General features: G+C 68.7%; 19 protein-coding genes and 1 pseudogene. 18 read left to right on the top strand and 2 right to left on the bottom strand.

What is annotated here, in order from left to right; translation table 11 throughout:
* The first annotated feature begins 1 nt into the window (after position 1).
* From oiaX to apnL, 9 genes are all read left to right on the top strand, one after another.
* Positions 2 to 1,282, top strand: a complete 1,281-nt coding sequence (oiaX, locus tag D3273_RS03620) for a 3-oxo-isoapionate-4-phosphate decarboxylase OiaX (RefSeq protein WP_245500978.1) — start codon at positions 2 to 4, stop codon at positions 1,280 to 1,282.
* Positions 1,275 to 2,612: a four-carbon acid sugar kinase family protein gene (locus D3273_RS03615; RefSeq protein WP_129223567.1), complete on the top strand. Its 1,338-nt coding sequence runs from the start codon at positions 1,275 to 1,277 to the stop codon at positions 2,610 to 2,612. The genes oiaX and D3273_RS03615 overlap by 8 nt, the downstream gene beginning before the upstream one ends.
* Before the next feature lie 51 nt (positions 2,613 to 2,663).
* A complete protein-coding gene (locus D3273_RS03610; protein ID WP_129223565.1) occupies positions 2,664 to 3,488 on the top strand; it encodes a phosphogluconate dehydrogenase C-terminal domain-containing protein in 825 nt (274 codons plus the stop codon).
* Positions 3,489 to 3,567: 79 nt separating this feature from the next.
* Entirely contained in the window at positions 3,568 to 4,521 is a 954-nt protein-coding gene (locus D3273_RS03605; protein WP_129223563.1) for a D-ribose ABC transporter substrate-binding protein, read from the top strand.
* Between the two features lie 59 nt (positions 4,522 to 4,580).
* Positions 4,581 to 5,240, top strand: coding sequence for a DUF2291 family protein (locus tag D3273_RS03600; protein WP_129223561.1), 660 nt, complete (start codon positions 4,581 to 4,583; stop codon positions 5,238 to 5,240).
* Positions 5,237 to 6,796, top strand: a complete 1,560-nt coding sequence (locus D3273_RS03595) for a sugar ABC transporter ATP-binding protein (protein WP_129223559.1) — start codon at positions 5,237 to 5,239, stop codon at positions 6,794 to 6,796. Before D3273_RS03600 ends, D3273_RS03595 begins: the two co-directional genes overlap by 4 nt.
* Complete coding sequence (locus D3273_RS03590) at positions 6,793 to 7,857, top strand: ABC transporter permease (protein WP_129223557.1); 1,065 nt, start codon at positions 6,793 to 6,795, stop codon at positions 7,855 to 7,857. Before D3273_RS03595 ends, D3273_RS03590 begins: the two co-directional genes overlap by 4 nt.
* The gene (locus D3273_RS03585) at positions 7,854 to 8,885 is read left to right on the top strand and encodes a Gfo/Idh/MocA family protein (protein ID WP_129223555.1); all 1,032 of its coding nucleotides are present in this window, start codon (positions 7,854 to 7,856) and stop codon (positions 8,883 to 8,885) included. Before D3273_RS03590 ends, D3273_RS03585 begins: the two co-directional genes overlap by 4 nt.
* Positions 8,886 to 8,914: 29 nt before the next feature.
* Positions 8,915 to 10,843 carry a D-apionate lactonase gene (apnL, locus tag D3273_RS03580; protein ID WP_129223776.1) on the top strand — a complete coding sequence of 643 codons (1,929 nt, stop codon included), beginning with the start codon at positions 8,915 to 8,917 and terminating at the stop codon, positions 10,841 to 10,843.
* Positions 10,844 to 10,853: 10 nt separating this feature from the next.
* Here the strand turns inward: apnL and D3273_RS03575 are convergent, their stop codons facing one another.
* Together D3273_RS03575 and istA are read right to left on the bottom strand one after the other, a co-directional pair.
* Positions 10,854 to 11,564 carry a transcriptional regulator NanR gene (locus D3273_RS03575; RefSeq protein WP_129223553.1) on the bottom strand — a complete coding sequence of 237 codons (711 nt, stop codon included), beginning with the start codon at positions 11,562 to 11,564 and terminating at the stop codon, positions 10,854 to 10,856.
* 446 nt (positions 11,565 to 12,010) lie between these two features.
* A pseudogene (gene istA / locus D3273_RS03570) lies at positions 12,011 to 12,805 on the bottom strand (IS21 family transposase); the annotation flags it as partial.
* A gap of 196 nt (positions 12,806 to 13,001) precedes the next feature.
* On the opposite strand from istA, the gene D3273_RS03565 reads away from it, so the two are divergent.
* From D3273_RS03565 to D3273_RS03525, 9 genes are all read left to right on the top strand, one after another.
* Positions 13,002 to 14,174: an isovaleryl-CoA dehydrogenase gene (locus tag D3273_RS03565; RefSeq protein WP_129223551.1), complete on the top strand. Its 1,173-nt coding sequence runs from the start codon at positions 13,002 to 13,004 to the stop codon at positions 14,172 to 14,174.
* A gap of 131 nt (positions 14,175 to 14,305) precedes the next feature.
* Positions 14,306 to 14,884, top strand: coding sequence for a biotin transporter BioY (locus tag D3273_RS03560; protein ID WP_129223550.1), 579 nt, complete (start codon positions 14,306 to 14,308; stop codon positions 14,882 to 14,884).
* Between the two features lie 49 nt (positions 14,885 to 14,933).
* Positions 14,934 to 16,478, top strand: a complete 1,545-nt coding sequence (locus D3273_RS03555; RefSeq protein WP_428977754.1) for a carboxyl transferase domain-containing protein — start codon at positions 14,934 to 14,936, stop codon at positions 16,476 to 16,478.
* 11 nt (positions 16,479 to 16,489) lie between these two features.
* A complete protein-coding gene (locus tag D3273_RS03550) occupies positions 16,490 to 17,278 on the top strand; it encodes an enoyl-CoA hydratase/isomerase family protein (protein ID WP_129223546.1) in 789 nt (262 codons plus the stop codon).
* Between the two features lie 11 nt (positions 17,279 to 17,289).
* Entirely contained in the window at positions 17,290 to 19,308 is a 2,019-nt protein-coding gene (locus tag D3273_RS03545; RefSeq protein ID WP_129223544.1) for an acetyl/propionyl/methylcrotonyl-CoA carboxylase subunit alpha, read from the top strand.
* Positions 19,305 to 20,213, top strand: a complete 909-nt coding sequence (locus tag D3273_RS03540; protein ID WP_129223542.1) for a hydroxymethylglutaryl-CoA lyase — start codon at positions 19,305 to 19,307, stop codon at positions 20,211 to 20,213. The genes D3273_RS03545 and D3273_RS03540 overlap by 4 nt, the downstream gene beginning before the upstream one ends.
* Positions 20,214 to 20,277: 64 nt before the next feature.
* Positions 20,278 to 21,972 (top strand): AMP-binding protein, encoded by a 1,695-nt coding sequence (locus D3273_RS03535; protein ID WP_129223540.1) that lies wholly within the window; start codon positions 20,278 to 20,280, stop codon positions 21,970 to 21,972.
* A 32-nt stretch (positions 21,973 to 22,004) separates the two neighbouring features.
* A complete protein-coding gene (locus tag D3273_RS03530; protein WP_129223539.1) occupies positions 22,005 to 22,673 on the top strand; it encodes a glutathione S-transferase family protein in 669 nt (222 codons plus the stop codon).
* 120 nt (positions 22,674 to 22,793) lie between these two features.
* Positions 22,794 to 23,411: a TetR/AcrR family transcriptional regulator gene (locus D3273_RS03525; RefSeq protein WP_245500965.1), complete on the top strand. Its 618-nt coding sequence runs from the start codon at positions 22,794 to 22,796 to the stop codon at positions 23,409 to 23,411.

Genomic DNA, 23,411 nt, shown 5'->3' with positions numbered 1-23,411 from the left:
CGTGCCCGACGTGATCCGCCTCACCTACCGGGTTGAGGCTCCGGGCGATGTCGAGCGGGTGGCGGCCAAGATCGCCAGCGACCAGTCGACCGGGACCTTCGTGGCGCTTCCCGGGGAAACGCCGGAGCTGAAAGCCCGCGTGGCAGCGCGCGTCGTCGCCATCCGGCCGCTCGCGCCGGTCGGCACGCCCTCGTTTGGAGACCCGCACGGGCAGGAGCCTGCACGACCGCGGACCTTCAACCGCGCCGACGTGGATATCGACTTTCCGCTCGATGCGGTCGGGACCGACCTCGCCGCGCTCATGACGATCGCCATCGGGGGCACCTATTCGATCCAGCAGCTGACGGGGGTCCGCGTCGTCGACATGGTGCTGCCGCCGGCTTTCGCGGATGCCCATCCGGGTCCGCAATTCGGCACGCCCGGCAGCCTGCGCCTGACCGGCGTCGAGGGGCGCCCCATCATCGGCACCATCGTCAAGCCGGCCCTGGGCCTCCGCCCGGCGGAGTCGGCCGCGATGGTGCGGGAGCTCGTCGAAGCCGAGGTCGACTTCATCAAGGACGACGAAAAGCTGATGAGCCCGGCCTATTCGAGCCTGGCCGAGCGCGTGCGCGCCATCATGCCGATCGTCCTCGACCACGAGCAGAAAACCGGCAAGAAGGTCATGTACGCCTTCAACATCTCCAGCGCCGATCCGGAGCAGATGCTGCGCGACCACGACATCGTGGCGGACGCCGGCGGCAATGCCGCCGTGATCGCCATCCAGTCGGTCGGGTTCGGCGGCCTGAGCTTCCTGCGTAAGCGGAGCCGTCTCGTCATTCATGCCCATCGCGCCGGATGGGACCTGCTCACCCGCCACCCCGGCCTCGGCCTCGGCTTCAAGGTCTATCAGCAGTTCTGGCGCCTGCTCGGCGTCGACCAGTTCCAGATCAACGGAATCGGAGCGAAATACTGGGAGCCGGACGGCTCCTTCGTGTCGTCCTTCGCCGATGTGACGACGCCGATCTTCTCGCCGCGTGACACGGCGCTCCCCGTCGTGTGCTCGGGCCAGTGGGGCGGACAGGCGCCCGAAACCTACGAACGCACCGGCCGCACCCTGGACCTGATGTATCTCTGCGGCGGCGGCGTCGTCAGCCATCCAGGCGGACCGGCCGCTGGCGTCAGGGCCGTTCGGCAGGCCTGGGAGGCGGCCGTGGCCGGCGTGCCCCTCGCGCGTCACGCCGAGGATCATCCGGAACTCGCGCAGAGCCTCGCCAAGTTCGGAGGGCCGTCCGGCGATGCCTGACCTGCTCCTGTCCTTCTACGGCGACGACCTGACGGGCTCGACCGATGTCATGGAGGCGCTGGCCTCGTCCGGCGTGTCGACGGCCCTGTTCCTCGACATCCCGACGCTCGAGCAGCGGGCAAGGCTGGGTCCCCGCGCGGCGATCGGCATCGCCGGAACGAGCCGCAGCCAGAGCCCGGCCTGGATGGGCGACCATCTCACCCCGGCACTGCAATGGCTGCACGGGCTCGGGGCCGCCCTGTGCCACTACAAGGTCTGCTCGACCTTCGATTCCGCGCCGACGATCGGCAGCATCGGCCGCGCGATCGACATCGGTGCGGCGATCTTCGGCCAAGCGACCGTGCCCGTCGTGGTCGGGGCGCCGCAGCTGAAACGCTACACGGCCTTCGGGACGCTGTTCGCCGCCTACCGGGGCGAGACGTTTCGCATCGACCGACATCCCGTGATGAGCCGCCATCCCGTGACGCCGATGCACGAGGCCGACCTCCGCCGCCACCTCGCGCAACAGACCGAGCGCCGCATCGGGCTCCTCGACCTCGCCGCCCTCCAGGCTCGGGACCGCGACAGCGGCCTCGCCGCGGCCCTCGCGGGGGAGCCGGGCGTGCTGATGATCGATGTCGCCGATGCAGCGAGCCAGCGCGCCGCCGGAGAGATCCTGTGGCGCGGGCGGGAGCCGGGAGGCAGTTTCGTCGTCGGCTCGTCCGGCATCGAATATGCGCTGCTCCCCACCTGGAGGGACCGGGGGCTCGCTCCGGGCCACGCGGAATTCTCCGCCCCCGGTGCCGTCGACCGGCTCGCCGTCGTCTCGGGCTCCTGTTCCCCCACCACCGAGCGGCAGGTCCGCTACGCCCTCGATCACGGCTTTGCGGGCGTCTCGCTCGATGTCCGCCACATGATCCTGTCGCCCGAACAGGCCCTGGCCGACGCCGTCGCGAAGGGCTCGCAAGCGCTGTCTGATGGGCGGAGCGTGATCCTCTACACGGCGCTCGGCCCGGAAACCGATCTCGGCGGGGCGATCGATGCCCTGCCGGAGGGGCGACACGCACTCGCCCGCGGTTTGGGCCGGATCCTCAGCGCTCTGGTCGAGCGGCACGGGCTCAGCCGGGCCGTCGTGGCCGGCGGCGACACCTCGTCCCACGCTTTGAGGGAACTCGACGTCTTCGCCCTGACGACTCGACTGCCACTGCCGCAGACGCCCGGCTCGCCGCTCTGCACCGCCTTCAGTGACCGCGGTGCTTTCGACGGTCTCGAGGTCGCCCTGAAGGGCGGACAGGTCGGATACGACGATTATTTCGAGGCGATCCGTCTCGGTCAGGCCCAGGCTGGTTGACTCATCATACCACTTGGGTTTTGATCGACGCCAATTCGGGAGGAACTGCCAATGACCGCGATCGCTCTCTTCGGAGCCGGCGGCAAGATGGGCTATCGGCTCGCCGCCAATCTCAAGGGCTCCCGTTTCGACGTGCGCCACGTCGAGCCGAGCGATGCTGGACGCGAGCGCCTGCGCGAGCTCGACGTCACGGCGATCGACCCGGCCGAGGCGCTGGACGGCGCCGAGGTGGTGATCCTAGCCGTGCCCGACACGGTGATCGGCAAGGTGGCGGCCGGGATCTCATCGTCGCTCAAGGCCGGAACCATGGTGGTGGTGCTCGACGCCGCGGCGCCCTTCGCCGGCCACCTGCCCAAGCGCGACGACCTCACCTATTTCGTCACCCATCCGTGCCATCCGCCGATCTTCAACGACGAAACGGAGATGTACGCCAAGACCGACTACTTCGGCGGGATCGCCGCCAAGCAGCACATCGTCAGCGCCCTCATGCAGGGGCCGGACAGCGACTATGCGCTCGGCGAGGAGGTCGCCAAGGTGATCTGGGCGCCGGTGATGCGCTCCCATCGCGTGACGGTCGAGCAGATGGCGCTGCTCGAGCCGGGTCTCAGCGAGACGGTCGCGGCGACCCTGCTGGTCGTCATGAAGGAGGCGATGGACGACGTCGTGGCGCGCGGGGTGCCGCGCGAAGCGGCGCGCGATTTCCTCCTCGGCCATCTCAACGTGTTGGCATCGGTCATTTTCGAGGAACGGCCGGGCCTGTTCTCGGACGCCTGCAACAAGGCCATCGAGTTCGGCAAGCCGGTGCTGATGCGGCCCGACTGGAAGCGCGTCTTCGAGCCCGACGAGATCGCCGCCAGCATTCAGCGGATCACCTGACCCGCAGGCACCGCGACCGAAGTCCCGCGACCGGCCCCATCCAAGAGGGCTGGCGCGATCCATCCCAAGGAGGAAATCCATGAACCGCGTTTACCTGTCGACGCTGCTCGCCGGCGCCGTGTTCTTCGGTGCCGGGGCGGTCCTGCCCTCCGCAGGCCGCGCCGAGGCCAAGGACCTCGTCGCCATCATCACGCCGTCCTTCGACAACCCCTTCTTCAAGGCTGAGGCGGACGGCGCCAAGGCCCGGGCCGAGCAGCTGGGCTATGACACGATCGTGCTTTCGCATGACGACGACAATTCCAAGCAGCTCCAACTCGTCGATTCCGTCGTGGCGCGTGGCGCCAAGGCGATCATCCTCGACAATGCGGGATCGGACGCCAGCGTGGCCGCCGTCGAAGCGGCCAAGAAGGCGGGCGTGCCGTCCTTCCTGATCGACCGCGAGATCAACGCCACCGGCGTCGCCGTGGCCCAGATCGTCTCGAACAACTACCAGGGCGCGCAGCTCGGCGCCCAGGAGTTCGTCAAGCAGATGGGCGAGAAGGGCAATTACGTCGAGCTCACCGGCCGCGATGCCGACGTCAACGCCCATATCCGGTCGAAGGGCTATCACGACGTGATGGACGACTATCCGGACATGAAGATGCTGGCCACGCAGTCGGCGAACTGGAGCCAGCCCGAGGCCTTCACCAAGATGGAAGCCATGCTGCAGGCCCATCCCGACGTGAAAGGCGTGATCGCCGGCAACGACACGATGGCGATGGGGGCCCAGGCGGCGCTCAAGGCCGCCAATCGCCCCGACGTGATCGTGGTGGGCTTCGACGGCTCGAACGATGTCCGCGACCAGATCAAGGCCGGCACCATCAAGGCTACCGTCCTGCAGCCCGCCTTTCGCCAAGCCCAGATGGCGGTCGAGCAGGCCGACCAGTATCTCAAGACGAAATCCACCGGCCAGCCCGAAAAGCAGCTGATGGATTGCGTACTGATCACCAAGGACAACGCGCCGAAGCTCGAGACCTTCCAGATCAAGCCCTGATCCGTCTCCCTCCGGGCGCCCGCGACGGGCGCCCGCCTCTTCCTCGATCGGGAGCGTCGATGCGTTTCATCTTCCTGGCCCTCGCCGGCGTGACCGGTGTGGCGCTCTCGATCTCGGGTTGCCGCATCGAGAAGACCCCGGCGGCCGACCCGAACCAGACGGCGACCTCCGTCTTCATCAACGACGGCTCCTTCGACCCCGCCGCCATGGTCGAGGCGGATTGGAGCGGCAAGATCCTCCCGTTCATCCGGTCCAAGGCCGGCCCCTACGACGCCGTCGCCGAGGCCATCAAGGCGTCGCCGGACGACGCCGGCGCGCGCTACGGCTTTCGGGAGAACCAGGCGGGCGCGTCCTGGACCTATGCCACCGACATCGACGGCACCGTCACGGCCGCCAACACGGATTCCCGCGCCGCCACCCTCGACGTGAAGACGCGAGGCGGACATCTCGTGACGCTGCAACTCGGCCCGGTGGTGCGCGGCACGGCGATCCGGGACATCCTGTCCCTTCATCCCTTCGGATCCTTCAAGAATCAGGTCGATTACGCGCAATACGGCAAGGCGCTGAACACGAAGGCCAACGCGACGGCGCTCGCCGTGGCACCGCGCCAAGACCTCGTCGGCCGTCACGTCACGGCGACCGGGGTCTTCGCATCCGCTTCCGGTGACGCTCCTCCGCTGGTGACGCCGGTCGAGCTGACCGTGGGACCGAAGCCATGAGCCCGGACCACGATGTCGTCCTCAGGCTCGACGACGTGTCCAAGGCCTATTCGGGCACGCTGGCGGTCAAGCACGCCACGATCGAGGTCCGCCGTGGCGCCGTCAACGTCCTGGTCGGCGAGAACGGCGCCGGCAAGTCGACGCTGATGAAGATCATCGCCGGTGTCGAGCAGCCGACGCTGGGCCGCATCGTGCTCGACGGCGAAACGGTGCGCTTCCCCACCACGGCCGACGCGGTGGCGCATGGCATCGGCATGGTGTTCCAGGAGCTGAACCTGTTCGGCAACCTGTCGGTGGCCGAGAACATCTTCGCGACGCGGGAGGTGACGCGCGGGCTGCGCGGCATCGATTATCGCGAGCAGGAGCGCCGCGCCGCCAAGTTGATGGAGCGCCTGCAGACCGGCATAGATCCGCGCGCCCTCGTCGAGGATCTCCGCATCGGCCAGCAGCAGTTGGTCGAGATCGCCAAGGCGGTCGCCCAGGACGCCCGCATCCTCATCATGGACGAGCCGACCTCGGCGCTCAGCGCCACCGAGGTCGAAGTGCTGTTCCGGGTCATCGCCGACCTCAAGGCGCAGGGCGTCGCCATCGTCTACATCAGCCACAGGCTCGAGGAGCTGATCCGCATCGGCGACTACATCACGGTGTTGCGCGACGGGCGCGTCACCGGCCAGGCCGGGATGCGCGACGTGGACACGCATTGGATCGTCCGCCAGATGATCGGCCAGGACGCCAAGGATTTCGCCAAGGGCGTCGGTCACCGGATCGGCGAGGTGATCTTCGAAGCGCGGGACGTCAGCCTGCCGCGCGTGACGGGCGGACTGTCGGTCGACCACGTCGGTTTCGATCTCCGCGCCGGCGAGATCCTCGGCGTCTACGGGTTGATGGGTGCCGGGCGAAGCGAATTGCTGGACTGCATCATGGGCCGGCAGCGGCTCGCCACGGGCCAGTTCACCCTGTGCGGGCAACCGATCACACGGCTCGATACCACCGGCCGCATTGCGCGAGGGCTCGCCCTGATCCCGGAGGATCGCCAGCGCGAAGGGCAGGTCGGCATGCTGTCCATCGCCGAGAACCTCACCATGGCGAGCCTCTACCGCTACGTCCGCGGCATCCACATCAGGCGCAAGGCCGAGCGCCAAGCCGTCGCGGGGGCGATCACGGACCTCAACATCAAGGCGGCCGATACGGACCTGCCGGTCTCGTCGCTGAGCGGCGGCAACCAGCAGAAGGTCGTCATCGGCAAGGCCCTGCTGACCAACCCCAAGGTGCTGCTGATGGACGAACCCTCGCGCGGCATCGACGTCGGCGCCAAGGCCGACGTCTTTCTCACCATGCGCCGGCTCGCCGCCCAGGGCCTCGGCATCGTCTTCGTCACCTCCGACCTGGAGGAAGTCATGGCCCTGTCGGACCGCATCGCCGTCATGAGCAACGGCAGGCTCACAGCCCTCATGGATCGCTCCGACGCGACCGAGGCCAAGGTGGTGGCCGCTTCCGCGGCCGGCCACGCCCCGACGCGCCCCAGTCCTGTTGCCCCCGAGAAGGTTTCCGCATGACCGCCGTGCCGCAGCCCATCCCGAGCACCGCACCGAGTGGCGGCACGCTGCTGCTGACGCTGATGAAGCTGCGGACCTTCATCGCGCTTTTCGCCGTGCTGATCGTCTTTTCCATTCTGGCGCCGAACTTCATGTCGACCGCCAACCTGATCCTGATGGCGAAACACGTCGCGCTGAACGCCTTCCTGGCCATCGGCATGACCTTCGTCATCGTGACGGGCGGCATCGACCTCTCGGTCGGCTCCATCGTCGGGCTTTGCTCCATGGTGGCGGGCGGCCTCCTGATGAACGGTCTCGCCCTGCCGATCGGCTACACGGTCTGGTTCAGCGTGCCCGAAACCGTGCTGGTCACGCTGGCCATCGGCATCCTGGTCGGCGTGGTCAACGGCTTGCTCATCACGCGCCTCAATGTGGCGCCCTTCATCGCCACGCTCGGGACGCTCTACGTGGCGCGCGGCGCGGCGCTGCTGATGTCCGAAGGCCGCACCTTCCCGAACCTCGCCGGCACGGAGGCCCATGCCAACCAGGGCTTCGACGTCCTCGGAGGAGGTCGCTTCCTCGACCTGCCCTATGCGGTCTGGGCGCTGGTCGTGGTGGCGCTGGCGGCCGCCTATCTGGCCCGATCGACACCCCTCGGGCGCCACATCTTCGCCGTCGGCGGCAATGAGCGCGCCGCGGGCCTGTCGGGCATCCGGGTCAATCGGGTCAAGATGTTCGTCTACATGTTCTCGGGCTTCTGTGCCGCCATCGTGGGGCTGATCATCGCCTCCGAGCTGATGGCCTCGCATCCCGCCACCGGCGAGACCTTCGAACTCAACGCCATCGCGGCGGCGGTCCTCGGGGGCACCTCCATGTCGGGCGGGCGCGGCACGGTGGGCGGCACCGTCATCGGCGCCTTCGTGATCGGCATCCTGGGTGACGGCCTCGTCATGATGGGCGTCAGCTCCTTCTGGCAGACCGTCATCAAGGGCCTCGTCATCATCGCGGCCGTCGTCGTCGACCAGGCGCAACGGAAACTCCAGCAGCGTGTGGCGCTGCTCCAGGTGGCGCGTCAGTCGTGAGCCCCCCGCTACGCGGCGCCCTGGTCGGCTGCGGCTTCTTCGCCGTCAACCAGCTTCATGCCTGGCGCGACGTGCCGGGCGTCGAGATCGTCGCCCTCTGCGACCGCGACATCGCCCGGCTGGCGCTGGTCGGCGACCAGTTCGGCATCGGCCGGCGCTACATCGACGCCGACGCGCTGCTCGCCGACGGAGGGCTCGACTTCGTCGATATCGCCACCACGGTGGCGAGCCATCGCCCGCTCGTCGAACGCGTGGCGCGCCACCGCCTGCCGGTGATCTGCCAGAAACCCTTCGCCGCCACGATGGACGATGCCCGCGCCATGGTGGCGGCCTGCGCCGACGCCGGCGTTCCCCTAATGGTGCACGAGAACTTCCGCTGGCAGAGCCCCATCCAGGCCGTGCGGGCGGTGCTCGACCGCGGCGAGATCGGCACGCCGTTCTGGGGACGGGTGTCGTTCCGCTCGGGCTACGACGTCTTCGCCGGCCAGCCCTATCTCGCGGAGGGGAGCCGCTTCATCATCGAGGATCTCGGCATCCACAGCCTCGATGTAGCCCGCTACCTGTTCGGCGACGTTTCGGGGCTGACGGCCCGCACCCGGCGGGTCAATCCGGCGATCAGGGGCGAGGACGTCGCCACCATGCTGCTCGACCACGCGTCCGGCGCCACCTCGGTGGTGGACTGCTCCTATGCGACGACGCTCGGGGAGGAACCGTTTCCGCAGACCCTCGTCGAAGTCGACGGGACGCTCGGCACGATCCGGCTTTCGGCCGGCTACCGCCTCACCGTTGCCACGGCGACGGGCGCCACCGAAACGGATGTGGCGCCGCCCCTGCTGCCCTGGGCGGCGCGGCCCTGGCACAACATCCAGGAAAGCGTGCTGGCCATCCAGCGTCATTGGTCCGAATGCCTGCGCGCGGGACGGGAGCCCCAGACGTCGGGGCGCGACAACCTGAAAACCCTGGCGCTGGTCGAGGCCGCCTATGCCAGCGCGGCGAGCCTGCAGCGGATCGACCCCGACACGCTGTAGTCCAGACCACCTGCACGGGGAAACGCGACATGCCGGATGCCGACACTCTGATCGCCTGGTACGGAACCGCCGCCCCGGCCCCGGCCTCGCGCCTGCTCGTCGCCGGTGCCCTCGTGGCGGAGCTCGTCGAGGGAAACCTGCGGGCCATCCGGTTCGGCGGCACGGAGGTGCTGCGCGCCGTGGCCTACGTGGTGCGCGATGCCGATTGGGGAACCCTCGCGCCGGCCATCGCGGATCTCCGCATCGAGGAGCGCGAGGGCGAGTTCACGGTCCGCTATACGGGCCACTGCGTCTCGACCTCGGGAGCCACCCTCAGCTACCGCGTCGCCATTCGCGGTGCCGAGGACGGGACGCTCGCCTTCGACGCCGAGGCCGAGGCCCGGGGTGGGTTCGAAACCAATCGCTGCGGGTTCTGCGTCCTGCATCCGATCCGCCACCTCGCCGGACGGCCGGTGACGATCGAGCATGGCGACGGGTCGATCGAAGAGACCCGCATGCCCGACCTGATCGAACCCTGGCAGCCGTTCAAGGACATCCGCGCCATCACGCACGAGGTGCGCCGTGGGCTTTCGGCCACCTGCCGCCTGGAGGGCGACACGTTCGAGATGGAGGATCAGCGCAACTGGTCCGATACCTCCTACAAGACCTATGTCCGGCCTCTCGCGCTGCCGTGGCCGTACCGGCTTCCGGACGGCGCGCCGCAACGGCAGGCGGTGCGCCTCGCGATCTGGGGAAAGCCGATGGCGCCCGCGACCCGGCCCGCCTCGACCGACGCCGTCGTGCTCACGCTCGGCGACGTTTCCGGCGCGATGCCCGCCATCGGCCTCGTCGTCGTCCCCGAGGAGGTCGAGGCGACGGTGCGCGCGGCGGGCCGTCTGCGCGAAGTCGCGCCGCAGAGCCTGCTGTTTGCCCTCGATCCTTCGGTGGGCCAAGGCCCGGAGGCCCTGCATGGCTTCGCTCGCGTCCAGGCTCTGGTCGACGCGGGCTCCGTGCTCGAATGCGTGGTTCCGGGGCGTGAGGCTCCGGAGGACGAACTGGCCGCCATCGCTGCCCTGGTGCGACAGGCCGGCTTGAAGCTCGACGCGATCGCGGTCAGCCCCGCGGTCGACCGGCAGTCCACGCCGCCGGGCAGCGCTTGGCCCGATTGCCCGCCGCTGCCCGACGTTTATGCCGCGGCGCGGCGTGCCTTTCCCGGATTACGCCTCGGCGGCGGCATGTTCAGCACCTTCACGGAGCTGAACAGAAAGCGGCCACCCGTGGCGATGCTCGATTTCGTGACCCACACCACCAGTCCGATCGTTCACGCGGCCGACGATCGCAGCGTGATGCAGACGCTCGAAGCCCTGCCTCACATCACGCGCTCCTGCCGGGCCATCATCGGCGACAAGCTCTATCGCATCGGCCCCTCGACGATCGGCATGCGCCAGAACCCCTACGGCTCGCGCACGATGGACAATCCCGACGACGACAGGGTGTGCATGGCGCGGTGGGATCCGCGCCAGCGCGGCCTGTTCGCCGCGGCCTGGCTGGTCGGCTACGCGAGCCAGACCGGCGAAGGCGCCCTGGACACCCTCACGGTCGGGGCCTTGACGGGCGACTTCGGGCTTCTCGACGAGGACGTCTCGGGTCGCGTTCGACCGGTCTTTCACGTGGCGCGCGGCTTGGCCGCCCTCGCCGGGCAGGCCCGAGTCGCCTTGGGCTCGAGCCATGAGGCCCGTGTCCTGGGCGTGGCGTCGCGGGATCGCGAGGGCCGCGTGACGCTGTGGGGCGCGAATCTGACGGACGGGACACAGGCGCTGCGGATCGCGGCACCGGCCGGCTCCTCGTGGGACCGCGCCGTGCTCGACGCGAGCGCTTTGGTTGAGGCTCGTGCGGGCGACTTTCCGGACGGATCTCCGTGCCTCGACGGTCGCGTGGACCTGCCGCCCTACGCGGTCGTGCGCTTCCGGAGCGCCTGAACGAGCGCTCTCACGCGGGGTGGACGTAGAGAGCGGCCGACCTGTCGAGATGCTGGGCCATGGCCCGCTCCGCGGCCTCGGGATCACGGGTCTCGATGGCCTGGAGGATCGCCGCGTGCTCCGCCAGCGTCAGGGTCTCCTTGCCGCTCCAGATCAGCAACTCGGTATGGTAGCTCCGAAGCCAGCCGAGCAGGGCCTCGCTCACCGCTTCGAAAATGGGATTGCCCGAAATCGTGGCGATCTCGGTATGAAAGCGCATGTCCTCGGCGATGAAACGATCCGCATCGCCGAGCGCCCCGCGCTGTCTGTCGATCGTGTCTTTCAGCCGATCGACATCCGTCCTGTCGGCTCTCAGCGCGGCTTCGCGCACCATGCCCCGCTCGAAGAACGCGCGGGCCCCTTTGAGATGATCGAGCGATTGCGGCGACGTCGCCAGCATGATCTGGGCCGTGAGATCGACCTGCTGTGTGATCGAGCGGGCCGTGAGCTGGCAGACGCGGGCCCGTTCGCCGTGGGAGATGCTGATCAGCCCCATATTGGCCAGCGCCTGCATGGCCTCGCGGATCGCCGGCCGGCCGACGCCGAACCGGTCCATCAAGTCGCGTTCCGACGGCAAGGTCTGGCCCGGCTTCACCTCGCCCGACATGATCATGCGCTTGAGCCGGTCGAAAACCTCGTCGGACAGCTTCCGTCGGGGGATCGGTTCGGATGCAGACAGCAACGGCAGGCTCCAGGGCCGAGGCGCCACCGTCACAATGCCGGGCGCTCCGAGCATCGGTCCATATCATTCCTGCCACTTTTCGCCCATCGCATCGATGGGCTCGACAGGACGATGCGGAGCCTTTCGGTCCGTGGTCCCCGCCAGCTGCCGTCTTGATGTTGTTCCGCCGTCCCGCCCGCGCGCACCTGGCCGGCCAGACAGCGATAGGTGCCGCCGAAAACCCTGTGTCGCGTTCCGTGATCATCGCCGTCGGGCGCGATTGGAATTGACGACTTCGCCTTCATCAGCATTGGGAACGCGCGTTGCACTTCGGCAAGGCGGAACTGCCACGCGTGGCAAGTGTCGGCGGCGGCGAGGTCGGCGGAAGGGACATCTCGGGCACAGCAGTTTCATGTTTACGGGTGCCGGCACGAGCGAAGGTCTGCTTTGGCCGTGGTCGGCTTCGGCTCCGCGATGCTCTTCACGCGCAGGCGGGGCGTGAAGAAACGCTCCCGCACCAAGCCGACTTGGTTTTCGACCTGACCCTTGTCCCGGCCCGACGCCGGCGTGCAGGCGACCAAGCCGACGAGATCGTGATCGCATATCTGGTGGAAGGGGCGGTCATACTGACGTTCCTTGCCGACGAGAATCGCCTCGATTGCCGTCTTCATGTTGTCGTAGGTACAGCGGCGGCACGCACCCTCGAAGAAGGCGAAGTTCTTGTCGTGGGCGTCGAACACCATCTCCCGGCTTTCACGCGGATAAGCCCGCGCGAACAGCATCCGGCTGTGGCAGAGCCGGACGTGGGCCACCTTGATGGTGACGGTGGTGCCGCCGATCAGCACGATCTCGTGGCTCCAATCGAACTGCCAGGCCTCGCCCAAATCGAAGCTCAGCGGCCCGTGGGCGGCCGTCACGGCGACCCGCTCGCGCTTCCAGCCCCGGGCGTAGCGCCGGACGGCGTCGTAGCCGCCCGCGTAGCCGCGGCCGCGCAGATCCTCGAACATACGGATCGTGGTGAGCCGCTCGCGGGCCGCCTTGCTGTCTTTGGCGGCCAGCAGCTCGTCGAGATCGGCCCGCCACGGCCCGAGCTTGAGCATCGGCTGGACCTCACGCTCGTATGCGAACGCGGTGCGCCCGGTGCGCACCACCTTGCGGACGGTGTTCCGGGACACGTGCAGGTCCCGCACGATCTTCTCGATGGACCGGCTTCGAATGAAGAACTCGCGCCCGATGCGCGCGATCGTGTCCGCGCCTTTCATCCCCCCGCCACCCGTCCCGCGACAAGGACGTGCAGCCTGCTCGGATCGAACCCGAGGCGGTCGAAGTTGGACGCCTGATGGCACGTGAGGAATCTCCGGCGGTGGGCGCGGATGCCCAACAAAGGCCTTGATCAACATACGAACGATCGTTAGTTTAACCATCGGCCATCACCGTGGACGATGGAGGACCGCCCGAATGATCCCGAATGCCGCGCGAGACTTCAACTTCGACCTGGGTGAAACGGCGGATGCCGTCCGGGGCACGGTACGGGACTTCGCGCGGGAGCGCATCGCACCGCGGGCCGACGCCATAGATCGCGACAACGAGTTCCCCCGCGACCTTTGGCCGGAGATGGGCGCGCTCGGCCTCCACGGAATCACGGTCGAGGAGGAGTACGGCGGTTCCGGGCTGGGGTATCTCGAACACGTCGTGGTGATGGAGGAGATCTCGCGCGCCTCTGCCTCGGTGGGCCTGTCCTACGGCGCCCACTCGAACCTCTGCGTGAACCAGCTCCGCCGCAATGGGAGCGACGCCCAGAAACGCAGGTACCTACCCAAGCTCATCTCCGGCGAGCACGTCGGCGCGCTCGCGATGTCGGAGCCCGGCGCCGGGTCGGACGTGGTCTCGATGCGAACCCGGGCCGACAAACGCGGCGACCGCTACGTGCTCAACGGCACCAAGATGTGGATCACCAATGGCCCGGTCGCCGAAACGCTCGTGGTCTACGCCAAAACGGACCCCGAGGCGGGCTCACGGGGCATCACCGCCTTCATCGTCGAGAAGGGCATGAAGGGCTTCTCCGCCCATCAAAAGCTCGACAAGCTCGGCATGCGCGGATCCGACACCTGTGAACTCGTGTTCGAGGACTGCGAGGTGCCCGAGGAGAACGTGCTCGCGAGCGTCGGGCGCGGGGTCAACGTGCTGATGTCGGGCCTCGACTACGAGCGTGCCGTGCTCGCCGCCGGTCCGCTCGGCCTCATGCAGGCCTGCCTCGACGTGGCCCTCCCCTACGTCCGGGAGCGCAAGCAGTTCGGCAGGGCGATCGGCGAGTTTCAGCTCGTCCAGGGCAAGATCGCGGACATGTACGTGACGACCAACGCCTGCAAGGCCTACGTCTACGCCGTGGCGAAGGCCTGCGACCGCGGCGAGACCACCCGCGAGGACGCCGCCGGGGCTATCCTTTACGCCGCCGAGAAGGCGACGCAGTGCGCCCTGGACGCGATCCAGCTGCTCGGGGGCAACGGCTACATCAACGACTATTCCACGGGCCGCCTTCTACGGGACGCGAAGCTCTACGAGATCGGCGCCGGCACCTCGGAGATCCGCCGCATGCTCATTGGACGGGAACTGTTCGACAAGGGTGCTTGAGGGTCGCCGGATCGTCGCCGGGTCCACGCTGCGATCTGGACGACCTCGCACATGGGACATGGCGCGCGTCGGCTCGATCCGAGCGCCGGTCGGAGGGGGAGGGGACAATGGGAGGAAGGCCATCGCTCGCGATGCCGATCCACGGATGGACGCTGGCCGAGGGTGGTCCGGTCGGCGGCATCCTCGCGGTGTTTGCCGGCTCGGCGCTGCTCGCGGCGTCCGCTTGGGTGCAGGTTCCGATGTGGCCCGTTCCCACGACGATGCAGACCTTCGCCGTGCTGGTCATCGGCGCGCGTTACCGTCCCTGGCTCGGGGCTGCGACCGTCGTCGCCTATCTCATGGAAGCTGCGCTGGGCCTTCCGGTGCTGGCCGGAGGACGGCCCTTCGGCGGAGCGACCTCGGGTTACTTGGCCGGCTTCCTGCTGGCCGTCGTCGTCGTCAGTTGGGCCGTTCGGAGCGGCGGGACGCGCCGGGACTGGCCGAGGCTGCTCGGCGCGCTCCTGCTCGGGCAAGCCTCGATCTATGTCCCTGGACTCGTCTGGCTGGACGCGGTCTGGCTCCACGACCTTCCGGCGACGCTCGCCGCGGGCCTCCTGCCGTTCCTGCCCGGCGACGCCCTGAAGCTGCTGCTCGCAGCCGTCGTCCTCCGCCTGCTTCAAAGGACCACCAAGGCGCACCATCACCCAGGGGACTCGCATGCCGACGATTGAGTCCGACATCGACCTTCGCTCCCCGGAAGCTCGCACCAACGACAGGGCGATGCGCGCCCTGGTCGCGGACCTCCGGGACACGGCTGAGCGCGTGCGCGTCGGCGGGGGAGCGCCGGCTCGTGAGCGGCATCTGGCTCGTGGCAAGATGCTGCCCCGCGACCGCGTCCGGGCCCTGATCGATCCCTTCTCGCCGTTCCTCGAGATCGGACAGCTCGCCGCGCACGGGATGTACGGCGGCGAAGTCCCTTCGGCCGGCGTCGTCGCCGGCATCGGCCGCGTCGCCGGGCGCGAATGCGTCATCGTCGCCAACGAGGCGACAGTGAAGGGCGGGACCTACTTCCCCATCACCGTGCAGAAGCACCTCCGCGCCCAGGAGATCGCCCAGCAGAACCGCCTTCCCTGCATCTACCTGGTCGACTCGGGCGGGGCCAACCTGCCGAACCAGGACGAGGTGTTCCCCGGCCGGGATCACTTCGGGCGCATCTTCTTCAATCAGGCTAACATGTCGGCCGAGGGCATCGCCCAGATCGCCGTCGTGATGGGCTCATGCACGGCGGGCGGGGCCTACATCCCGGCGATGTCGGACGAGAGCATCATCGTGCGCAACCAGGGCACGATCTTTCTCGCCGGCCCACCCCTCGTGAAGGCCGCGACCGGCGAGATCGTCTCCGCCGAGGAACTCGGCGGTGCCGACGTGCACAGCCGGATGTCCGGCGTCACCGATCACATCGCCGAAAACGATGCCCACGCGCTCGGCATCGCCCGCCGTATCGTGGGAAGCTTGAACGGCGTGAAACGTCCCTCCGTGGAACTCCGCCGGCCCCTGCCGCCGCGCCACGCGCCGGAGGAGATCTACGCCGTCGTGCCCGACAGCCTCCGCACGCCCTACGACGTCCGCGAGGTCATCGCCCGCATCGTCGACGACAGCGAGTTCGACGAGTTCAAGCGGCTCTACGGCCCCACCCTGGTCTGTGGCTTCGCGCACATCTGGGGCTACCCGGTCGGCATCATCGCCAACAACGGCATCCTGTTCTCGGAAAGCTCCCAGAAGGGCGCGCATTTCATCGAGCTGTGCTGCCAGCGGGGCGTGCCGCTCGTGTTCCTGCAGAACATCACGGGCTTCATGGTCGGCAAGCGATACGAGGCCGGCGGCATCGCCAAGGACGGCGCGAAGCTCGTCACCGCCGTCGCGACCGCGGCCGTGCCGAAATTCACGGTCGTCATCGGCGGGAGTTTCGGCGCCGGCAACTACGGCATGTGCGGCCGTGCCTACTCGCCGCGTTTCCTTTGGATGTGGCCGAATGCCCGCATTTCCGTCATGGGCGGCGAGCAGGCCGCGAGCGTGCTCGCCACCATCAGGCGCGACGGCGTCGAAGCCCGGGGCGGCACTTGGCCCGCCGAGGAGGAGGAAGCGTTCAAGGCGCCGATCCGCGAGCAGTACGAGGCCCAGGGCCATCCGTATTATTCCAGCGCCCGCCTCTGGGACGACGGGGTGATCGACCCGGCCGACACGCGGCGCGTGCTCGCCCTAGGCCTGTCGGCGAGCCTGAACGCCCCCATTCCGCCGACCCGCTTCGGCCTGTTCAGGATGTGAGGAGCGGGACCATGAGCACGGCCTTCATCGAGGCGACCGACGCTCGCGGCGTCGCCACCCTGACCCTGGACCGCCCTGACCGTCACAACGCCTTCGACGACGCCCTCATCGTGGGCCTGACCGAGGCCCTGCGCCGCCTGGGAGGGGACCCCAAGGTCCGGGCCGTGGTGCTGGCGGGCAACGGCCGCAGCTTCTCGGCCGGGGCCGACCTCGCGTGGATGCGGCGGATGGCGGGGCACTCGTTCGACGACAATGTCGCCGACGCCGCGGCACTCGCCGGTCTGCTGCGCGTCCTGGACCGACTGCCCAAGCCGACCCTGGCTCTGGTGCAGGGCGCGGCCTATGGCGGAGGCGTCGGGCTGGCCGCGTGCTGCGACGTCGCGATCGCCTCGGAGCGGGCGAGCTTCTGCCTGAGCGAGGTGAGGCTCGGGCTCTCCCCGGCGACCATCAGCCCCTACGTGGTCAACGCCGTGGGCGCCCGCTGGGCGCGTCGCCTGTTCCAGACCGGCGAAGTCTTCGACGCCGTCCGAGCCCGGAAGATCGGGCTCGTGCACGACGTGGTGCCTGCCGACGAGCTGACCGCAGCCGGGGAGGAGGTGCTCCGCGCGATCTTGCAGGGCGCCCCCGGGGCCCAGGCCGACGCCAAGGCGCTGGTGTTCCTGTGCGAAGGACGGCCCGTGGACGATGCGCTCGGGGAGGAGACGGGGCGGCGCATCGCCCAGCGCCGCGCCTCGATCGAAGGCCGGGAGGGCATCGCGGCCTTCCTCGACAAACGTCCACCGACCTGGCGGCTGGATTGAGAGGGATCACGATGTTTCGCAAGATCCTCATCGCCAACCGCGGCGAGATCGCCTGCCGGGTGATCGCGACCGCCCGGCGCCTCGGCATCGCAACCGTGGCGGTCTATTCGGAGGCGGATGTCGGCGCCCGCCACGCGCGGCTCGCCGACGAGGCATGGCCGATCGGACCCGCCCCGGCCCGTCAAAGCTACCTCGCGGCCGACACCATCCTCGACGTGGCCCGGCGCTCGGGTGCGGACGGGGTGCATCCCGGCTACGGCTTCCTGTCCGAGAACGCCGACTTCGCCGCCGCCTGCGCCGAGGCGGGGGTGGTCTTCATCGGGCCGCCCGTGGCGGCGATCCGCGCCATGGGCTCGAAGGCCGAGTCCAAGGCCCTCATGGAGCGCTCCGGCGTGCCCCTCGTGCCGGGCTATCACGGCGAGGCGCAGGATTTGGGCACCCTCGCCGCCGCCGCCGCGCGGATCGGCTATCCCGTGCTGATCAAGGCCTCGGCGGGCGGCGGCGGCAAGGGCATGCGCATCGTCCGCTCGCCCGGCGAGATCGAGGCCGCGATCGAGGGCGCCCAGCGCGAGGCCCTCGCGTCCTTCGGCCACGATCGCGTGCTGGTCGAGAAGTACCTGACACGGCCCAGGCACATCGAGATCCAGGTTTTCGCCGACAGCCATGGCGAAACCGTTCCCCTGTTCGAACGCGACTGTTCGATCCAGAGGCGCCACCAGAAGGTGCTGGAGGAGGCGCCGGCCCCCGGCATGGACCCGGTCCGGCGCCGAAACATGAGCGAGGCCGCCGTGGCCGCGGCGCGCGCGGTTGGATACGTCGGCGCCGGCACGGTGGAGTTCATCGCCGAGGGCGACGGCTTCTACTTCATGGAGATGAACACGCGCCTGCAGGTCGAGCATCCGGTGACCGAGATGGTGACCGGCCTCGATCTGGTCGAGTGGCAGCTCCGGGTGGCGGCGGGCGAGGCCCTGCCGCTGGCCGGAGATCGGATCGGCCTCCGTGGCCACGCCATCGAGGCGCGGGTCTACGCCGAGGATCCCGCGCGGGACTTCCTGCCCGCGGTCGGCACCCTGTCCCATCTGCGCCAGCCGCGCGAGGTGCCGGGCCGCGTTCGGGTGGACACCGGGGTCGTGCAGGGCGACCGGATCACCTCCAACTACGATCCCATGATCGCCAAGCTGATCGTCTGGGGCGAGGACCGTCCCGCCGCCGTGCGGCAGCTGGTGGCGTCGCTGGCGGAATACGAGGTGGTCGGCATGGCCACCAACCTCGGCCTGCTGCGGGCCATCGCGGGGCACCCCGCCTTCGCGGCGGCAGAGCTGGACACCGGCTTCATCGAACGCCACGCCGAGGACCTCCTGCCCGCGGGCGCGACCGCGGGGGAGGCCGATCCCGTGGTCTTGGCGGCTGCAGCGCTGACCGTGCTGGGCGAGCGGCGCCTGGCGGCCGAGGCCGCGCAGGCGGGCGGCGACGCCTGGTCTCCCTGGGGGTGCACCGACGCTTGGCGCATGAACGGACCGGGGCACCAGGACCTCAGCTTCCGCCAGGGATCCTCCCCTCCGGTCCCCCTGCGGACGCGCCCTCAGGCAGATGGGAGCCTCCGCGTCGACTGGCCCGGCGGCTCCGTCCTGGCGGCGTCGAGCGAGGACGAGAGGGGACAGTCGCTGCTCGTCGACGGCGTGTCCCGCCGCATCGGGGTGATCCGCCGCGGAGCCGAGCTGACCGTCATCCACGCGGGGCGAAACCACGCGCTGGTCGAAGTCGACCCGCTGGCGCCCCCCGCCACCCAGACTTTCGGCAGCGACCGGGTGACGGCGCCGATCCCGGGGCGCGTCGCCCGCGTGATGGTGCGACCCGGGGACGTCGTGGAGCGGAACGCGTCGCTGATGGTGGTCGAGGCGATGAAGATGGAAATCACGCTCCGCGCGCCGCAGGACGGCATCGTTGCCGAGGTCCGCTTCGCCGTGGACGAGATGGTCGAGGAAGGCGCCGAACTCGTGACCTTCGCCGAGGAGGTGCCGCAGCCATGACCTGTCCCTCTCGCGTGCGCGTGGTCGAAGTCGGCCCTCGCGACGGGTTGCAGAACGAGCCCGTAATCGTCCCCGCCGACGTCAAGGTCGCGCTGATCGAGGCCCTAGCCGGGGCCGGGGTCACCACCATAGAGGCCGGCAGCTTCGTGTCGCCGCGATGGGTGCCGCAGATGGCCGACACGGCCGATGTGCTGGCACGGCTGCGTTCGATGCCCGGCGTGAGCCTGCCGGTGCTGGTCCCCAACCTGCAGGGCCTCGACCGGGCCCTCGCCGCCGGGGTTCGCGAGATCGCGGTGTTCGGCGCCGCATCCGAAAGCTTCTCCCGCAGGAACATCAACTGTTCGATCGCCGAAAGCTTCGACCGCTTCGCGCCCGTCGCCGGGGCGGCGCGGGCGGCCGGCCTGCGCGTTCGCGGCTACGTGTCCTGCGTGCTGGGCTGCCCCTACGAGGGCGACGTGTCCGCCGACGCGGTGGCGAAGGTCGCCGCTGCGCTCCTGGCCATGGGCTGCTACGAGATCTCGCTTGGCGACACGATCGGGACGGGGACGCCGCGCGAAGCCCGCCAGTTGATCGAGCGTGTGGCGGCCGACGTGCCGATCGATCGGCTCGCGCTCCACTTCCACGATACCTATGGCCAGGCCCTGGCCAACATTCTCGCCTGCCTCGACCTCGGGGTCTCGGTCGTGGACGCCGCGGTGGTGGGCCTCGGCGGCTGCCCCTACGCCCGGGGAGCCACGGGCAACGTCGCGACCGAGGATCTCGTCTACATGCTGGACGGGATGGGCATCGAGACCGGGATCGACCTCCATGCCCTCGCGCGGGCCGGACAGTCGATCTCGCGTCACCTCGACCGAGAGCCGGCGTCGAAGGTGGCGCGGGCGATGGCGGCGACCGCAGACCCGTGACCTGAACAAGGGCCGACACCGCCGGTCGTCCCGCTGCAGACCGAAGACATCGAGGGAGGACAGGATGACGGAGCCGTCGGCCAGTTACGTCCAAGGTGCGGCGTCCGAGCCGCTCCTCGCATGGACTATAGGCGAGGCGCTGGACCGGGCCGCCGCCACCTGGCCCGGCGGCGCCGCCCTGATCTCGCGCCGCCAAGGGATCGACTGGACGTGGCTCGAACTGGGGGAGCGCGCCAAGGCCCTCGCGGCCGGCCTGCTCGCGCTCGGACTGCGGCGAGGGGACCGGATCGGCGTCTGGTCGCTCAACCGCGTCGAGTGGACGCTGACCCAGTTCGCCGCCGCGCGGGCGGGGCTGATCCTGGTGACGATCAATCCCGCCTACCGGCTCACCGAGCTGGAATTCGCGCTCAACAAGGTCGGCTGCGCGGCCCTGGTGACCGCGACGGCGTTCAAGATGAGCGACTACGTCGGGATGATCGGGGTCCTGGCGCCCGAGCTGGCCACGTCGGCGCCCGGTCGGCTCGTCGCGGCGCGGTTGCCGCACCTGCGGATCGTGATCCAGATCGGTGGACCGCCGGCCCCGGGCACCATCGCGTTCGACGATGTGCCTGCCCTCGGCGGCGAGGCGGAGCGCTCCGCCCTGCGCGAGATCGCCGGCCAACTCCGGTGCGACGACCCGATCAACGTCCAGTTCACGAGCGGCACCACCGGATCGCCCAAGGGCGTGACGCTGACGCACCGCAACATCCTCAACAACGGTCACTTCGTCGGCAGGGCACAGCGGTTGACGTCGGCGGACCGAATCTGCATCCCGGTGCCGCTCTACCACTGCTTCGGCATGGTCATGGGCAATCTCGCGGCGGTGACGCACGGCGCCGCCATGGTCTACCCCGGCGAGGGCTTCGACCCCCTGGCCACCCTCGAAACGGTGCAGGCCGAGCGATGCACCGCGCTCTACGGGGTGCCGACGATGTTCATCGCCGAGCTGGACCACGCGGAGTTCGGCCGCTTCGACCTGCGCTCGCTCCGCACGGGGATCATGGCGGGCGCTCCATGCCCGATCGAGGTGATGCGGCAGGTCGCCGAACGGATGAACATGCGCGAGGTCACGATCGCCTACGGCATGACCGAAACCAGCCCGGTGAGCTTCCAGAGCGCCGTGGACGATCCCCTCGAGCGGCGTGTCTCCACGGTGGGGCGGGTCCATCCCCACGTCGAGGTGAAGATCGTGGGCACGGACGGCCTCGTGGTCCCGCGCGGCCAGACCGGCGAGCTCTGCACGCGCGGCTATTCCGTGATGCTCGGCTACTGGAACGACGCCGACACGACGGCTGACGCCGTCGATGCCGAGCGCTGGATGCACACCGGCGATCTCGCCACCCTGGATGGCGAGGGTTACTGCAACGTCGTCGGGCGCATGAAGGACATGGTCATCCGCGGCGGCGAGAACCTGTATCCCCGCGAGATCGAAGAGTTCCTGTTCCGCCACCCGGACATCCTGGACGTCCAGGTCTTCGGCGTCGCCGACGCGAAGTACGGGGAGGAACTCTGCGCCTGGATCCGGGTGCGCGAGGGCGCGGCCCTGTCGCGGGAGAAGGTTCGCGCGTTCTGTGAGGGGCAGATCGCCCACCAGAAGGTTCCCCGCTACGTCGAGTTCGTGGACGCGTTCCCCATGACCGTCACGGGCAAGATCCAGAAGTTCGTCATGCGCCGGACCATGGAGGAGCGCCTCGGGTTGAAGAGCGCCGAAACCGCCTGAGGATCGACAGGGCCGACAGCGAGGAAAGCGACATGCTCGTGCTGCATCACTGCTCGGACGCCCGCTCCTTCCGCCCGCTCTGGGTGATGGAGGAGATGGGCCTGCCTTATGAGCTGCGCATGCTGCCCTTCCCGCCGCGCGTCGCCGCATCCACCTACCTGTCGACGAACCCGCTCGGCACGATCCCGCTGCTCGAGGACGGCGACGTGCGGATGACCGAGTCGGCCGCGATCTGCCAATACCTCGTCAGCCGCCACGGACCTTCCCCTCTCGACGTGGCCCCGGAAGAGCCCGGCTACGCGGCATTCCTGAACGGGCTACATTTCGGGGAAGCGACTCTCACGTTCCCGCAGACGCTCGTTTTACGCTACCGGCGGCTGGAACCGCCCGAGCGCCGGCTGCCCGAGGTGGCGGACGACTACGCGCGATGGTTCCTGTCGCGCCTGCGCAAGGGCCTGAGCGGGCTCGAGGGTGGGTTCTATGCGGCGGGCCGGTTCACCGCGGCCGACGTGTCCATCGGCTATGCTCTCCTTCTCGCCACCAAGCTGGGCCTCGACGCTCAGTTCACACCGGATATCAGGGACTATTGGGCCAGACTCTCGGATCGTCCGGGCTACGCGAGATCCCAGGCTGCGCAGGACGCAGCCCTGATGACCCAGCACGTGACACCCACGGACTTCGGCGACCGGGTCTCATCCTGACCGCGTCGACATCCATGGCTGGTTACCCTCAGGATTCGGCCAGGCTGCCGACGGTTCTGGCGTCCAGGCCTTTGGTCATGAGCCGCCGCGATGGTATCGACCCATCGACGGGTTGCGTGAATGTTCGGATCGGACCGACGGGAGATGGCGCGGAAAATCGGATCGTCGGGGCCCCAGACCGAGGCCGCGATTCATAAAGCTGGGCTCCGCCTCATCTACCGGCACGGGTTCGCTGCCGCGAGCCTGCAGCACTTGGCGGCCGAAGTCGGGATCCAGAAAAGCTCGATCTACAATCATATCGAGAGCAAGCAGGATCTCCTGTTCCAGATCGTCAAGGGTCACATGGATGACCTCCTGCACGCCGCGGATCGTGATCTTCCCACCGAGGATTCGTCGCCATCCGAGAGGCTGGAGGCGTTCGTCCACTTTCACGTCCTGTACCACGCGGAACGAAGCGAGGAGATGTTCGTCATCAATTCAGAACTTCGAAGTCTGGATCCCGAGAACCTCGCCTACATACTCGGGCTAAGGGCACGATACGAAGATAAGCTGTCCACCATACTGCGTGACGGGGAGCGGGTGGGTAAGTTCAAGATCATGGATGCCAGGGTTGCGACATTCGGTATCCTGGCCATGCTTTCAAGTGTGGGTACGTGGTTCAAATCGGCTGGGAGACTGTCCAAGGAGGAGGTGGCCGCAATGTTCTCCGACATGGTGCTACGATCTATCATCGGCTGA

The sequence above is a fragment of the Lichenibacterium minor genome (assembly GCF_004137685.1).
GTDB classification, from domain to species: domain Bacteria; phylum Pseudomonadota; class Alphaproteobacteria; order Rhizobiales; family Beijerinckiaceae; genus Lichenihabitans; species Lichenihabitans minor.
Note: the sequence above shows the minus strand (reverse complement) of the source record. Positions and strands in the feature narration are given on the sequence as shown.

Bases quoted from the DNA above. Each gene is read 5' to 3' on its own strand.
- D3273_RS03600 (WP_129223561.1), top strand. From the start codon at position 4,581: ATGCGTTTCATCTTCCTGGCCCTCGCCGGCGTGACCGGTGTGGCGCTC.
- D3273_RS03610 (WP_129223565.1), top strand. From the start codon at position 2,664: ATGACCGCGATCGCTCTCTTCGGAGCCGGCGGCAAGATGGGCTATCGG.
- D3273_RS03530 (WP_129223539.1), top strand. From the start codon at position 22,005: ATGCTCGTGCTGCATCACTGCTCGGACGCCCGCTCCTTCCGCCCGCTC.
- D3273_RS03550 (WP_129223546.1), top strand. From the start codon at position 16,490: ATGAGCACGGCCTTCATCGAGGCGACCGACGCTCGCGGCGTCGCCACC.
- D3273_RS03540 (WP_129223542.1), top strand. From the start codon at position 19,305: ATGACCTGTCCCTCTCGCGTGCGCGTGGTCGAAGTCGGCCCTCGCGAC.
- D3273_RS03545 (WP_129223544.1), top strand. From the start codon at position 17,290: ATGTTTCGCAAGATCCTCATCGCCAACCGCGGCGAGATCGCCTGCCGG.
- D3273_RS03590 (WP_129223557.1), top strand. From the start codon at position 6,793: ATGACCGCCGTGCCGCAGCCCATCCCGAGCACCGCACCGAGTGGCGGC.
- D3273_RS03535 (WP_129223540.1), top strand. From the start codon at position 20,278: ATGACGGAGCCGTCGGCCAGTTACGTCCAAGGTGCGGCGTCCGAGCCG.
- D3273_RS03595 (WP_129223559.1), top strand. From the start codon at position 5,237: ATGAGCCCGGACCACGATGTCGTCCTCAGGCTCGACGACGTGTCCAAG.
- D3273_RS03605 (WP_129223563.1), top strand. From the start codon at position 3,568: ATGAACCGCGTTTACCTGTCGACGCTGCTCGCCGGCGCCGTGTTCTTC.
- D3273_RS03615 (WP_129223567.1), top strand. From the start codon at position 1,275: ATGCCTGACCTGCTCCTGTCCTTCTACGGCGACGACCTGACGGGCTCG.
- D3273_RS03525 (WP_245500965.1), top strand. From the start codon at position 22,794: ATGTTCGGATCGGACCGACGGGAGATGGCGCGGAAAATCGGATCGTCG.
- apnL (WP_129223776.1), top strand. From the start codon at position 8,915: ATGCCGGATGCCGACACTCTGATCGCCTGGTACGGAACCGCCGCCCCG.
- D3273_RS03565 (WP_129223551.1), top strand. From the start codon at position 13,002: ATGATCCCGAATGCCGCGCGAGACTTCAACTTCGACCTGGGTGAAACG.
- D3273_RS03555 (WP_428977754.1), top strand. From the start codon at position 14,934: ATGCGCGCCCTGGTCGCGGACCTCCGGGACACGGCTGAGCGCGTGCGC.
- D3273_RS03560 (WP_129223550.1), top strand. From the start codon at position 14,306: ATGCCGATCCACGGATGGACGCTGGCCGAGGGTGGTCCGGTCGGCGGC.